The following is a 14,197-nucleotide window of genomic DNA, read 5'->3' on the forward strand; positions in this document are numbered from 1 at the left end:
CAGATTGTACATCGACACGTGACAGGCGAAACCGCAGACGGCAACGATAACGCCTCAGTGCTGGTGATGGCCGGGCGGCGGGCGCTGGCGGCGCCCGTGCTCGACCACTTTGCCGCCGAATCGATGACCTTCGGCTTCATGCGGCCGCCGGAGCTGGCGTATGCGGGCCCGCGCCTGCTGCGGATGTACCGTCTCGTGGTCGTGCTCGATCTGGATGGCGATATCGAGCTGCGTGATACCGCGGCAGTGCTCGCCACTCAGCTTCCCTGTGTGATCGTCAGCGACATGGACGAGCCGGCGGTACATGATTTTCGCGCGATCCTGCATACCGATACCTCGCCCACGCAGCTGCTGGCGACATTGCGCAACGTGGTGTTGCTGGATACCGACGACGAACTGGTCGGCGATAGCGCGGCGATGCAGCAGGTGCGCCAGCTCATCGAACGCGTCGCCGTCACGCGCACCCCGGTGCTGATCACGGGTGAGTCCGGGACCGGCAAGGAACGCGTCGCGCGTGAGATTCATCGTCGTTCGGGCCGTCGCGGTGTGTTCGTGGTGCTCGATTGCGGCGCGATATCGCGCGATCTTCTGGAGTTCGAGTTGTTTGGTCGCGAGGGCGCCGGGGTGGTCGGCGCGGATGAGGGGGGCGCCGGACGGCTGGCGCAGGCCCGGGGTGGCACGCTGTTTCTCGACGGCGTCGACGACATGACGCCGGATCTGCAGGCCCGGCTTGTGCGTGCGCTCAACGAGCGGGTGCTCGCGGCTGCCGGGAGTGCGAGCGGGGCGGGTACGGATGTGCGCATCATTTCGGCCGCGCAGGGGGATCTGGCGGCGGCGATACAGCAGGGCCGGTTTCGGGATGATCTGTACTACCGGCTCGCGGTGTTCCCGATCCGGGTGCCGCCGTTGCGTCAACGGGCGGTGGATATCGCGTCGTTGATGGCGTCGCTGGGACGGCGTATTCCGGGGCCGGCTCCGTATTTCGATTCCGTCGCCATGTCGCGGCTCAAAAGCCACGACTGGCCCGGCAATGTACGGGAGCTGGCGAATCTTCTCGAGCGACTGACGATTCTCTACCCCGGCGAGAGTATCGACTGGAAGCGGCTCGACGCCCAGTTGTCGATGAATCGGCCGACCGCACCGGCGCCTGCCGCCGCCGTCGATAGTCCCGCCAGCAGGCCGGCCCCGTCATCGGCGGCGCCGTCGTCAATACCCGCCGAGCAGATCGAGGCCCTGCGGCTGCCTGAAGACGGGGTGGATCTGCGCGAGCTCGTCGAGACGCTGGAAAAGCGTCTGATCGCTCAGGCGCTGGAACAGCAGGCAGGCGTGGTCGCGCATGCGGCCCGTGCGCTTGGCCTGCGACGTACCACACTTATCGAGAAGCTGAGGCGCTACGCGATCAGCAACGATTGAAATCGGGTTCCGTTTCAAGCCGAAATCCCGCCATCCCCCTTAACGCTATGCCTGTCGCACATTAGTTCGCGCTTTATTTGTGGGATTTACGTCACAATAGTGCCGCAGAGCGGCACAAATCGCGTCACCTTTTTGACAATAATTGTCACATCGATGCCTAAATGCATGATATATAAGGTGAAAAAAGTGGCACATCGATTGCTTTAACGGCTACTGAAGGGAATTGTTTAGCCGTAATCGATTGGGTTCGCGTACAGCGATAGTCACTAAAAACAGTGTCGGGATGTGCCGGCTGTCTTTAAGCGAGGGGAAGAGCTCATGCATTTGTCCACGAACCGCGGTCCTGCAGCACTGAATTTTTCGCCGCTGCTCGATGAGAACCTCGAACTCGTCAAGCGTATTGCCTGGCGGTTGCATCGGCGTCTGCCCAGCTGTGTCGATATCGAGGACCTTGTACAGGCCGGCGTGATCGGGCTGCTCGAAGCGCAGTCGCGCTACCAGGAAGACGAGAGCGCGAGTTTCGCCACCTTTGCAGGCATCCGTATCCGCGGGGCGATGCTCGACGAGATCCGTCGCGGTGATTGGGCGCCGCGCTCGCTGCATCGGTCGGCGCGTGCGCTGGCCCAGGCCCGGCATGATGTCGAGCGCCGCTGTGGTGGCGCCGCCTCGGCGCCGGACGTGGCGGCTGAAATGGGCATGGCGCTGCCGGAATACCGTCGCCTGTGTGACGATATCGGCCTCGCGCATCTGGCCAGTCTCGACGCGACGCTGGCCGATCAGCCGGGTCTCGAGGTCTGCGCCAACGATTCCGCGATGCCCGAGAACGAGGTGGAGCACGACGACATGTGTCGCGCGGTGATGGAAGCGTCGCAGAGTTTGCCCGAGCGCGAGCAGATGTTGCTGCATCTGTACTACGAAGCCGGCGAGAATCTGCGCCAGATTGCCGAACGCATGGGGGTGTCGGAATCACGTGTCTGTCAGCTGCATGGCCGCGCGATTCGTCAGATGCGTGATCTGATCGGGGAAGCGGCTTGAATAGACGCAAGCGCTCGGCCGTGTCCTGAAAGCCGCCGTCTGGCGGCTTTTTTTTGCCGGCGCCTAGCGACAGGGTAAGCTTTTGCGCTCCTGCTCATAGTGGCCGCCATGTTCTATTTCGCCTACGGCTCCAACATGCTCACCGCACGGCTGGCTCAGCGCGTGCCCAGCGTACGACCGGCCGGCGCGGCCTGGCTTGCGGGTCATCAACTGCATTTTCATCTGCGCGGCAGCGACGGCTCGGGCAAATGCAACGTGCTGCATACCGGGGACGCGACCGACGTCGTTCATGGGGTGCTATTCCAACTCGACGCCGATCGGCTCGAGATACTGCACGCCGCCGAAGGGCCCGCGTATGCGTTTCTGGAGCTGGAGGTGGGTAGCGCAAGCGGCCCGCGCAGGGCGGCCATCTACCGTGGCCTGCCGGAACATCTCGACGACAGCCTCGTGCCGTTCGACTGGTACTGCGCGTTCGTCGTCAACGGCGCCCGGGAGCATGGGCTGCCGGCGGACTACGTAGCGGCCCTCGAGCGTGTGGGCGCTCAGGCCGACAGTGATCGGGCGCGTGCGCGTCTGAACGCCGATATCCTGCGCCATCAGCCGAACAATGTGGAGCCCGCGTTCGAGCAAAGCCGGAACGACTGACCCGCTCGATCCGGGGCGAACTGCGAAGGGTCAGTAGGCGCCGGTCAGTCGGGCGATCCGTCCGGGCTGCTGGATACGTCCGCGCGCGAGTCGAGCGATCGATGTGTTCAGGCTCTGAATCGCGTCGGCCAGGCCATCGGCTCGATGCGCCGCGGTCGCTGCCGCATAGGCCGGGCAGTGCTCCAGGAAGTCGCCTAGCACGGTCAGCGACAGCCGGTGCAACGCCGCGCTCTGACCCACCCCCATGTCCACGACAGCCTGTGCGTTCAGGCGCTGTTCCACGGCATCCTCGGGCAGCGCGAGCACTGGCTTGCCGAGATGAATCGCCTCCGAGAGCAGCTGATTGCCGGCCGTGGATATCACCGCGCGAGCGCCCGCCAGGTCGTCGATGAAGCCCTGTTGTGACGGTGCCTTGAAACACAGATTGCTGCTGTCGCCGCGTCGGGATGTGCCGTAGACGAGCGTGCGTTCGCCGCAGGCCCGTAGTGCCGTGTCGAGTGCCGCGGTGTACTGGTGATCGCCCTTGTTCAGATAAACGAGCAGATAGTCGCCGGTCGAGGGCCGCGCCTGACGCACCGGGTCGCGTAGAATCGGGCCCACCACCTGGACGCTGTCGCGACGCGGTGCAGCCGGATAGAAGCTGGACACCAAGACCCGATCCGGGTCGCCCATGAACATGCGGTAGCCGAGACCGTCGCGCAGTCCGGCCAGGCGATCACCGGCAGCGAAACGACAGTGACAATACGCCATGATGCCGACATGATCGAAGCCGATTCGCGGAATATCGTGATGGCGCGCGAAGCGATGGCCATAGGTCTCGGAGTCCGAGATGACCACGTCCGGCGCAAAATCGGCCATCTGCTGCCAGACGGCGCGGGTGCGGGGTCCGGCGGCGAGCAGATCGGCCACGACGGGTGCGTTACGCGTCAGGGTGCGACGCGGGCAGATCCGGCCATTGGCGCCGTACTGATAGCCGATGACGGGGATCTCCACGCTGTCGTGCTCGGTTGCCAGCACCTCGTGGGCATCGCGCCCGGCGAAGACACGCACGGTATGCCGCTGTTCGAGTGCCGGCAGCACGGCCGCGGTTCGCATGGCGTGTCCACGCCCGTAACCCATCACCGTATAAGCGATTCGCATGGCGATCACGGATGTTGATGTCGCCGTCCACGGTAGCGCCCGCGGATGACGAAACCGTGACGGGAGCCGTGGTCAGAGAAGGCGCATCTGGGCCTCGAACTCCACCAGCAGATCGTCGCGGCACAGCGGCGCGTGCAGCAGCGCCACGGCGACCCCGGGCAGGCGCCGGCGCAGCACGGCGTGGACGACCGGCGCGTCCTCGGGATGGCGCAGGTAGGCCTTGATGCACTCGAGCTCGGTGAGCCGGCGCGGGCCGATCCGGTGGGCAGCGGCTTCGATCACCGCGGCGACGTTGGTCAGCGCCTCGTCCGACTGGGCGGCGACATCGCCGATGTGGCGGCTGGCATGGCCGACGATGCTGGCGGTGCCGGATATCAGCAGATAGGGAGTGTCGGCCAAGGTCACGATACCGGCGCGGGCGAAGGCCGGTGCACGCACGCCGTATGCGCGGGGATAATCATAGGCGCTGATCTGGCGTGGGTTTTCCACTGCTTCGATTGCTCGCTCGCCGAGCAGGACGTGCAGACGCACGCCGCGGCGGGCGCTGTCGACCAGCGTGGCGGGCGGCAGGGTGGTCATCGGCTGGCCGGGCGTATCGAGGGCCTGTGCGCGGCCACGACAGAATCGTTGATAACGCTGGTCGTCGCCGGCGCCCGCGGTCACCGACGACAGCCAGTGCCAGATGCGCTGGACATGGCGCAGGCCGAGTTCACCCTGGAGCGCGAACAGCTGTCGATAGGCGTCATGGGCGATCTGCTGCACGGCCTGCGGATCCGGGCCGTCGCCGTCGTCGACGTGCCGGGCAGCAAAGACGAGATCGCCGCTGCGCCGATAATGCCAGCCGTGGTGCGTGCCCTGGGTCAGGTCGCCGTCGAGCTGCCATGTCTCGGCATCGAAATCCCCGGCGAGCCAGCGCAGCGGGCAGGCGAAGATATCCGCGTCCGGCGCGCTGTCGTGGCGGATATGGGCCAACGCCGGGCCATCGCGGATGCCCGCACGCCAACGCAAGCGCGGCGGGCGATGGGTGCGGTCGTCGGACATGCAGGAAGCGGCGAGGGGGCGATGGACGCGAAGTCTAGTATCCGCGGGGCGAAAAGCCTATTCGTCAGCCTTCGCGTGCGGTGTCGCCGCGTTGTGCGGACGCCGCGATACGCGCGACGGCGAGGGCCGCTTGCGTGCCGGTCAGCGTATCGCCGGACAGCGAGATGCAGCCGCGGCCCAGCGGCGCATAGGCGGCCGGGTCAGTGCTTTGGAACAGGCCGACCACCGGTATGCCGGCAGCGGCCGCCAGATGCATGGGGCCGCTGTCGGCCGCGACGAACACATCCATACGTGTCATCAGGGCCGCGAGCACATCGAGTTCGGCGATCGAGACGCCAACCGTATCCTCGAGCAGGTTCGCCGGCTGGCCGGGTGGCCGAATCTGCACGAGCGTGGCGCCGGGCAGGCGCGTCGCCAGGGCCCTGCACCAGTCGTCCCACCAGGCCGCGGGCAGTTGCTTGTTGCCGGTCGCGTGAGCGAAAAAGCCGATCACCGGTCGCCGCACGTCCGCGTCGCCGAAGGCCGCGTCCCAGTGCTGGCGCGCCTGCGCCTGCGCAGCTGCCGCCGGAAACACCGCGAGCGTGTCGAAGCACTCCAGTGCGAGCGTGTCGACGCTTTCGGCGAACAGCTCTACCGCCTGCTCGGCCTGATGCCGGCTGCGTGGCCGTGGCGCGGCGTGGCTCAGGCGCAACCACTGGGTGTCGCCAGCAAAACCCATGCGCTGGCGCGCGCCCGACAGCACCATCGCCAGTCGGTTGCTGGTGGAGTTGCCGCTCGGGTCGATCGCCAGGTCGTAGTGCTGGCGGCGCAGCTGCCGGGCCAGTCCGAACAGCTTCGTCAGGGTCTTTTCCTGCACCCAGACTCGGCCGACGCCGGGCAGGCTTTCCAGCAGCGCCTTCTGTTTGACGTCCTGGATCAGCACATCGATGGACGCGGTGGGCAGAGATGCGGCCAGTGTGCGCAGCAGTGGGGTAAGAAACAGGATATTGCCCAGTCGCTTGTTCAGGCGCACCACCAGAATCCGGCGCGTGTCCGGCGCGAGCGCGCGTCGCCGCGGCGCGGCGGTGCCGAGCAGGCGCGTAAGCAGGCGATTGAGTCGGCCGCGGTTGTTGCGGCGCCAGCGTTTGATGACCGCGTGCCAGCCCGTGGCGTTGACCGCGGTGTTCTGTCGTCCCATCCGGCAATCGGCGTTATGTGGCTTGTTTGAGAGGCATGATGAACGCCAGCGACTGGCAGGCGCGTAAGTGCGGCATGAAGAAACCGTGAAGCACGCGCCGATACGCCCGCAAAACGGGCGTGTTTCGGTCAGCGGCCGGCCACGAGCCGCAGTTCGATGCGCGTGCCTTCGTCGGGGCGGCTGGCCAGCCGGATCCGCCAGCCATACCGGTCGGCGACCCGCTTGACCAGATACAGTCCGAGGCCCAGCCCGGCGCCGGGACCGGAGCGATAGCCGCGGTCGAAGGCGTGGCGCAATTGTTCGCTGCTCATGCCGCCGCCGTTGTCGGCGATGGTGAGCAGGCCGTTGGCCAGGGTCACCCGAACCTCCTGGCCGCCGTGTCGCAGGGCGTTGCGCAGCAGGTTGCCGAACACGATGATCAGGGCGATGCGCGGCGCTTGCACCTCGCAGGGGTCCAGCGCGGGCATATCCAGCCGGGTCTGGCCCATCATCGGCCGATAGGCATCGACGACTTCGGTGATCACGCGATCGGCCTCGCAGCGGGCATGGCTGTTGTCGACTTCCAGGGCTTCGTCCCGGGCCAGAAACAGCAGCGCTTCGATGAGTTCGGCCATCTGTCGCGCGGCCCGTTCGATACGCGTCATCGGCGCGCTGTCGGCCAGGCGCTTGTCCTGTTGCAGCACTTCGATCGCGCCCTGGATCACCGCCAGCGGGGTGCGCAGCTCGTGGCTCGCGTCGGCGGTGAAGCTGCGCTCGCGCTCGACGAAGCCATCGAGTCGGGTCATGAACCGATCGAAGGCACGCGCGATCACGCCGACTTCATAGCGTTCGAAGCGTTCGGCGAGCGTCTGCGCCGGGTCGCCCGGGCGCAGGTTGCCGACATGCTCGGCCAGCGCATTGATCGGCTTGAGGCTGATCCGGGCGATCCACATGCCCAGCGGCACGGCCAGGGCGAGCACGATGAAGGCGGCCATGATCAACACGATCTTGAACAGCGATTCGCGTGCCTCGATCGCGGTGATGTCGTAGGCCAGAAACGCCCTTTTGCCCTCGATCACGGTGGTCGCCACCCGATAGGTGCGGTTGGAGAAATCGATATTCATGCCGCGTTCGTGCGCGGGCAGGGCACGCAGCGGCTTGGGCAGGGTATCGAGCGCGTCGGGCTCGACCACGAACGCCACGATGGTGGCCGACGTCGGCAGCGCGGCATCGCCTTCGTGTGGGTACTCCGCCTCCAGTTCATCGAGTTCGTGCGCCACGATGCCGTTGAGCAGGTCGGACTCCAGTCGTTCGTTGATGGCGAACAGGGCCAGCACCATGAGTGTCGCCACCACCGCCACGAACAGCGCGAGTGCGGCGGTGACCCGAACCTGAAGACTGTCCTGCGGTCGCTTCAGGCGTTGCCAGATACGCGAGCTCGGGCGGTTCAACAGGGGTCAACTTTTCGTGCCGACCTGAGCACATCCGTCGCGCAGGGTGCCGGGCGCCAGTCCCGTTCACGCCGACCGAACGACGCGCGCCGCGCGGCGGCCTGCGTGGCGGCGGCGGACGTGACCACGGGTCAGGCTGCTTCCGGGTCGATCAGGCGGTAGCCCATGGTGGGCACGGTATGCAGCAGCGCGTTGTCGAACGGCTTGTCGATCGCCGAGCGCAGGGCGTGGATATGGGTGCGCAGGGCTTCCGAATCCGGCGGGTGATCGCCCCAGATCGCCGCTTCCAGCTCGGCTCGGCGCACCAGCCGCGGCGAGGCGCGCATGAGCACGTCGAGCAGGCGCAGGGCGGTCGGCGTCAGGCTGATGCGACCGCCGGCCCGCTCGGCCTGCCAGGTGTCGAGATTGAGCACCAGGTCGCCGACCTTGAGCACGTGCTGGCTGCGACGCGGGCCGCGGCTGCCGATCGCGGCCAGTCGGGCGTCGAGTTCCAGCAGCGAAAACGGCTTGATCAGGTAATCGTCCGCGCCCGAGGAAAAGCCGGCCAGCTTGTCCTTGATGGTGTCGCGCGCGGTGAGCATGAGAATGGGTGTCTGCTTGTCGGCCTCGCCGCGCAGGCGCGCGCACAGATCGAGGCCGTCGATGCCGGGCAGCATCAGATCCAGCACGATGGCGTCGTATTCGTTGACCACCGCCAGATGCAGGCCGGTGACGCCGTCGGTGGCGTTGTCCATGACGTGGCCTTTCGCCGACAGGAATTCGATGATGTTGGCGGCGAGGTCTTCGTTGTCCTCGATCACGAGTATGCGCATGGACGTACCCACCCTGTATTTATCGTTATCTTAATCAATTATGAGCATAACCGTGACGCGGCGGGCTCGTCCGGGTCGTCTACACTGCCTGCATACGCCCGACGGCCCGTAGTGCGCGGATGACCCGAATGTTCGACCGTTCCCAGGGCGTGGTGTTCACTGATCTCGACGCCACGCTGCTCGATCACGACAGCTACAGCTGGCAGGCCGCGGCGCCTGCCCTGCGCACACTGGCCGAACGCGGTATTCCGGTGTGCCTGGTCACCAGCAAGACCGCCGCGGAAGTCGTTGCCCTGCGCGAGGCGCTCGGCAACGGGCATCCGTTCGCGGTCGAGAACGGCGGCGCGGTCGCCGTGCCGCAGCACTATTTCGACGGCCAGCCCTGCGATGCCGCCACGCCGTTGATCACCACGACGCTGGGCGCCGATTACGCCGAGCTGCGCGCGCTGGCCGTGCGCCTGCGTGACACCCACGGCTATCGCTATACCGGTTTCGGCGACATGGATGACGCCGATGTCCAGGCGGCGACCGGTCTGGATCCGGCCAGCGCGGCACGGGCCCGCGCGCGCCGCGCCTCCGAGCCGCTGCTGTGGCAGGACAACGATGCCGCGCTGGCCGATTTCGAGGCGCGGGTGGCCGAGGCCGGCTACGTGACGCGCACCGGCGGGCGCTTCGTGCATCTGCTCGGTCATGCCCACAAGGGCGATGCGCTGCGCTGGTTGCGCGCGCGTTTTACGGATGCCCACGGCGCGATTCTTGCTATAGCGTTGGGCGACAGTGGCAACGACGCGGATTTGCTGGCTGCGGCCGATATCGGCTATTGGGTCGCGCGTCCGGACGGCAGCCACTACGCGCCCCCGGGTGCCGCGATCCGGCACGCCGGTGGTATCGGCCCGCTTGGCTGGGCGGCCGCGATCGATGAACTGATCGCCAATCGAGAAATATAAGGACAGGCGCTATGGCGGATTTTCATCAAAATGGTTTGATCACGACGCTGCACCGTCTTGGTGCACGGCCGATCGCCGCACTCGAGGCGGAACTGCGCTCCTTCGGCAAGCGCCGGCCGATGTCGCTGATTCTGCCGTGCCTGTATTCCGAACTCGAGGGTGATGCCTTGCCGGCCATCGTCGAGCAGCTGTCGCAGGTCGACTATCTGGCCGAAATCATCATCGGCCTGGACGCGGCCAACGCCGAGCAGTTCGCCCACGCCCACCAGTTCTTCAAGAATCTAGGCCAGCCGCATCGGCTGCTCTGGAACGACGGCCCGCGCCTGCTCAAGCTCTACGACCAGCTCGATGCGGAAGGCCTGGCACCGGAGCGGCCCGGCAAGGGCGCCAACGTCTGGAACTGCATGGGCTATTTTCTGGCCTCCGGCACCGGCCGGGTCATGGCCATGCACGACTGCGACATCAAGACCTACGACCGTGACCTGCTGGCGCGGCTGTTCTACCCGATGGTGCATCCGAACTTCACCTTTCGCTTCACCAAGGGCTATTACGCACGAGTCGCCAACGGCCATATCAACGGCCGCGTCGTACGCCTGTTCATGACGCCGTTGCTGCGCGCGCTGCGGACCGTGGTCGGCGACATGGAGTATCTGAAATACATGGACAGCTTTCGCTATCCGCTGTCCGGCGAATGCGCGATGAGCGCGAGCGTGGCCGAGTCCATCCGTATCCCCAGCGACTGGGGTCTCGAAGTCGGCATTCTTGCCGAGGTGCATCGCAACTACACGCCCAATGCGATCTGCCAGGTGGATATCGCCGACTACTACGATCACAAGCACCAGCCGGTTTCCGATCACGAGGCCGAAAGCGGCCTGGCCAAGATGAGCAACGACATCGCCAAGGCGCTTTATCGCAAGCTCGCCACCTACGGGGTGGTACTCAATCCGGAAACCATCCGCACCATCAAGGCGGTGTATCTGCGCAATGCGCTGGACAGCGTCGAGCGTTTCTATTTCGATGCCCAGATCAACGGCCTGGAATACGACCGCCACAAGGAAGAAAAGACGGTGGAGGTGTTCGTCGAGGCGATCATCAATGCCGGCGAACAATATCTGGCCAATCCGATGGAAGTGCCGTTCATGCCGACCTGGAATCGGGTGCGCGCGGCGTTCCCCGATTTTCTGGCCGACTTCCATGCGGCGGTCGAGGCCGATCACGCCGACGCCCAGGCTCGAGCAGGGGCCGGATCCGTTTAATCTCGCGGCTTAGGCGCCTCGACGCACGCTGAGCTCACGCGCCGCGCGCGGGCGGCCACGGGGGGCGTGTTCAGGTTCGTGAACGGCCGACGTGGTAATAAAGCCGGCTTCGATTATTGTTTCCCGATCACGTTATATGCCGCGACATCGCGATCAGGCGCTCAGGGATGCGCAGCAACTGGAGCGCAGTCGAGCCGCGCCCTGGACGATCGGTGCCATACGGCGCCAGCTCGATTATGGTTTTCGCTGGCTGCGTTTCGAGCCTGCGCTCGAGCGCGAGTTCGAGCACGATCTCAACCGCTCGGCGCGCGCCAACCGGATTGCCCTGCTGGCAATGGCCGCGCTCACGATCCTGCTTGCGCCGGTGTTCGATACCGTCGTGTTCGACCTGCCGGTAGCCGCGAACACCAAGATACGACTGGTGCAGTACGCCGGCATGCTGCCGGTGCTGGTGCTGGCTATCGTGGCCTGCGCACGCGGTGTCTCCGCGCGGCTCGCCGAAGCGATCATGACGATCCAGTTCGTCGCCATCGTGGCCGGCCTGATGGGGGTTCGGGTGCTGTTGATGGAGCAGGGCGTCGATTTTCCTGTCGAATTCACGGCCGTGGGCTTTGTCGGCATCGTCGCCCTGGGCCGGGTGCGTTCACGCATCATTATTCCGGTCGGCGTGTTGACCGCGCTGCTGGTGATCGCGATCGAGGTCTGGGGGATTCGGCCGCCGCATGCCGCCTACTACCATCTGGCCGCGGCGGGCACGCTCGTCCTGATCGCGGCCTATCTGCAGTACACATCGGAATATTCGATGCGCGGCGCCTGGCTGGATCAGCGCCTGCTGGAACTGGTATCGCGCCGCGACGGGCTCACCGGTCTGCTCAATCGGCATGCGCTGGAGAGTTCGCTGACGGTCGCCCACGCCCACGCGGTGCGCGAAGGGCTCGGCTATGGCCTGGCGATGATCGATATCGATCAGTTCGGCCGCTACAACAACGGCTACGGCCATCCGGCCGGTGACCAGACGCTGCGCGAGGTCGCGCAGATGGTCGAATCCTACGCCCGCCGTCCGCTGGATGTCTGTGGCCGCTACGGCGGCGAGGAATTCACCGCGCTATGGATCGGCGAAAGCGGCGATCGGCTCGAAGCGCACGCCGAGAACCTGCGCGCTGCGGTCCAGGCGCTGCACATGGAGCACAAGCGTTCGACGGTCGGGCCGTGGGTCACGGTCAGTGTCGGGCTGTGCTATGTGTCGGCGCCCGACGAGAACGACTCGTTGTCCGCCGTGCTGGCGACCGCCGATCGGTTGCTCTACAAGGCCAAGCGCCAGGGCCGCAATCGCGTGGCGACCGGGTCTTTCGAGAGCCTGCCGCGGCCGGCGCTCACCGGCAATCTCTGATCGGTTCCCTTACATTCCGGCCGGCGTCTCGTCTCGGCACCCTGGGCCCAGTCCAGCATTTCCAGGCGAACACGATCCCTGGACAACCGCATCAGCGGGTGCTCAGCTGCTGATCCATGCCACCTCGTAGGGCGCAAGCGTGATCGAGCGGCTGGCGCCGCTGATCTCGGTCCCCGCGGTGACGTTGCGGCGTACGCGGGCTTCGGGCAGCACATGCGCGGCCAGCCGCACGGGCTCGCCGGTGACGTTGTGCAGGGCAAGCAGCGTCTGTTCGTGTACCCGGCGCTGAACCGCGAACAACGAGGGCCCCAGATCGATGACCTGCTGGCTGGCGTCCGGATGAAACGCCGGCTGGCGGCCGCGCACCGCCAGCAGCCGCTTGAGGCGTGAGAATACGCGCGCGTGGTGGCCGTCGGCCTCCAGCCGGTGCTCGAGCTCGCCCACGTCCCAGCGGCGGCGGTTGATGGTGCGGTAGCGGCCGGTCTGCTCCACCCCGGTGCGGTCGTTGCGGGTGCCCACCAGGCTGTGGAAATACAGCGCCGGAATGCCGGCCAGGGCCATCGCGATCGCCTGGCTGCAGATGAAACGGGCGATATGGGCGTCGCTATCGTAATCCTCGCCGCTGCTGAACAGGTCGTAGTAGGAGATATTGAGTTCGTAGGGCCGATGCGAGCCGTCCGCGATCGCACGCGTGGAGACAAAGCCGCCGCGCTCCCGGACCGCGTCCACCAGCGTATCGATGGCGTCGGTGTCGAGAATCGACTCCACCGCGCGCAGGCCGATGCCGTCGTGGCTGGCGGTGAAATTCAGGAAATGACAGCCCTCGGGCAATGCCGGCAGGCTCTTGGCCCATTCCGTCAGCGGCGTGGCGCGGCCGTTGATCAGCGCGTCGGCGATCAGCGGTGGTAGCGCGAACTGATAGGCCACATGGGCCTCGTCGCCGTCCACGAGATAAGAAATATTCTCGGCGTGGGGGACGTTGGTTTCGGTGATCAGCAACACACCCGGCGCGTAGGCATCGAGCAGCGCGCGCAGGAACTTGATGATGCGATGGGTCTGCGCCAGATGGATACAGGGGCCGCCGATCTCTTTCCAGAGAAAGGCAACCGCGTCCAGGCGCAGCAGCCGCGCGCCGCGGGCGACATATTCGAAGATGATGTCGATGAACTCGCCGAGCACGTCGGGATTGGCGAAATTCAGGTCGATCTGGTCTTCCGAAAACGTGGCCCACAGATGCCGGGTGCCGCGTGCAGTGGCGACCTCGGCGAGCAGCGGCGTACTGCGCGGGCGGGTGACCGCGCGCAGGTCGGTCTTGGGGTCGACCTCGATGAAATAATCCCGGCCCGGATCGACGTCGCCCAGATAATTGGCGAACCACTGGCCCTTGCGCGAAGTGTGGTTGAGCACGAGATCGAACATCAGCGGGTGGGCCTGGCCGAGTGCGGCGACGTCGTCCCAGTCGCCCAGATCGCGATTGACCGCGCGGTAATCCATCACCGAAAAACCGTCATCCGAGCTTTCCGGGAAGAACGGCAGGATATGGATGGCGGCAATCGAATGCGCCAGATTCGCGGCCATGAACTGCCTGAGTGTGGCCAGCGGCGCTTCGCCCGGGCGCTGGACGATATCGCCGTAGGTGATCATGACGTTGAACGACTGATCGATCGCGTTCTCGGCCACGATCGGCAGGCCGTGGCGCTGTGCCGCCTCGGCCGCGGCGTCAAGGCAATGGGCCGCCGCCATTTCGCCGTAGAGCGGTTCAAGCCAGTCAATGAGCGACTCGCGGGTGCGATCGCTGACGTTTTCAGTCGAGGTATCGAGCATAACCCTAGGCAATACAAAAGGTGTGCCAGCATGCATTATGCCGGGCCCGCGTTATCATGAGGCCCTCAACGAACCACTGCCTTGTCG

12 protein-coding genes are annotated in these 14,197 nt (G+C 65.8%); 6 read left to right on the forward strand and 6 right to left on the reverse strand.

Annotated elements, in window-relative coordinates; all coding sequences use genetic code 11:
- The first annotated feature begins 18 nt into the window (after positions 1–18).
- The 3 genes from ACFOSU_RS08990 (at position 19) to ACFOSU_RS09000 (ending at position 3,093) form a co-directional block, all read left to right on the forward strand.
- Positions 19–1,413 carry a sigma 54-interacting transcriptional regulator gene (locus ACFOSU_RS08990; RefSeq protein WP_380688615.1) on the forward strand — a complete coding sequence of 465 codons (1,395 nt, stop codon included), beginning with the start codon at positions 19–21 and terminating at the stop codon, positions 1,411–1,413.
- 318 nt (positions 1,414–1,731) lie between these two features.
- Positions 1,732–2,448: an RNA polymerase sigma factor FliA gene (gene fliA / locus ACFOSU_RS08995; RefSeq protein WP_380688617.1), complete on the forward strand. Its 717-nt coding sequence runs from the start codon at positions 1,732–1,734 to the stop codon at positions 2,446–2,448.
- Between the two features lie 108 nt (positions 2,449–2,556).
- Positions 2,557–3,093, forward strand: coding sequence for a gamma-glutamylcyclotransferase family protein (locus ACFOSU_RS09000; RefSeq protein ID WP_380688619.1), 537 nt, complete (start codon positions 2,557–2,559; stop codon positions 3,091–3,093).
- Between the two features lie 30 nt (positions 3,094–3,123).
- Here ACFOSU_RS09000 and ACFOSU_RS09005 read toward each other — a convergent pair whose 3' ends face one another.
- From ACFOSU_RS09005 to ACFOSU_RS09025, 5 genes are all read right to left on the reverse strand, one after another.
- Positions 3,124–4,233, reverse strand: coding sequence for a glycosyltransferase family protein (locus ACFOSU_RS09005; protein ID WP_380688621.1), 1,110 nt, complete (start codon positions 4,231–4,233; stop codon positions 3,124–3,126).
- 72 nt (positions 4,234–4,305) lie between these two features.
- Positions 4,306–5,274, reverse strand: coding sequence for a chorismate transformation enzyme, FkbO/Hyg5 family (locus ACFOSU_RS09010; protein ID WP_380688623.1), 969 nt, complete (start codon positions 5,272–5,274; stop codon positions 4,306–4,308).
- A 64-nt stretch (positions 5,275–5,338) separates the two neighbouring features.
- A complete protein-coding gene (locus tag ACFOSU_RS09015) occupies positions 5,339–6,451 on the reverse strand; it encodes a glycosyltransferase family 9 protein (protein WP_380688625.1) in 1,113 nt (370 codons plus the stop codon).
- Positions 6,452–6,579: 128 nt separating this feature from the next.
- Positions 6,580–7,881, reverse strand: coding sequence for a sensor histidine kinase (locus ACFOSU_RS09020; protein ID WP_380688627.1), 1,302 nt, complete (start codon positions 7,879–7,881; stop codon positions 6,580–6,582).
- 131 nt (positions 7,882–8,012) lie between these two features.
- The gene (locus ACFOSU_RS09025; RefSeq protein ID WP_380688629.1) at positions 8,013–8,693 is read right to left on the reverse strand and encodes a response regulator transcription factor; all 681 of its coding nucleotides are present in this window, start codon (positions 8,691–8,693) and stop codon (positions 8,013–8,015) included.
- Between the two features lie 128 nt (positions 8,694–8,821).
- Here ACFOSU_RS09025 and ACFOSU_RS09030 point away from each other — a divergent pair, with 128 nt between their 5' ends.
- The 3 genes from ACFOSU_RS09030 (at position 8,822) to ACFOSU_RS09040 (ending at position 12,286) form a co-directional block, all read left to right on the forward strand.
- On the forward strand, positions 8,822–9,640 hold the full coding sequence (locus ACFOSU_RS09030; protein ID WP_380688631.1) for an HAD-IIB family hydrolase: 819 nt from the start codon (positions 8,822–8,824) through the stop codon (positions 9,638–9,640).
- An 11-nt stretch (positions 9,641–9,651) separates the two neighbouring features.
- Positions 9,652–10,896, forward strand: a complete 1,245-nt coding sequence (locus ACFOSU_RS09035; protein ID WP_380688633.1) for a glycosyl transferase — start codon at positions 9,652–9,654, stop codon at positions 10,894–10,896.
- A gap of 136 nt (positions 10,897–11,032) precedes the next feature.
- Positions 11,033–12,286, forward strand: coding sequence for a GGDEF domain-containing protein (locus ACFOSU_RS09040; protein ID WP_380688635.1), 1,254 nt, complete (start codon positions 11,033–11,035; stop codon positions 12,284–12,286).
- Positions 12,287–12,388: 102 nt separating this feature from the next.
- Here the strand turns inward: ACFOSU_RS09040 and ACFOSU_RS09045 are convergent, their stop codons facing one another.
- Positions 12,389–14,110 carry a sugar phosphorylase gene (locus ACFOSU_RS09045; RefSeq protein WP_380688637.1) on the reverse strand — a complete coding sequence of 574 codons (1,722 nt, stop codon included), beginning with the start codon at positions 14,108–14,110 and terminating at the stop codon, positions 12,389–12,391.
- Positions 14,111–14,197: the final 87 nt, after the last annotated feature.

Origin of the sequence: Salinisphaera aquimarina (assembly GCF_042643355.1) — a bacterium.
Classification (GTDB): domain Bacteria; phylum Pseudomonadota; class Gammaproteobacteria; order Nevskiales; family Salinisphaeraceae; genus Salinisphaera; species Salinisphaera aquimarina.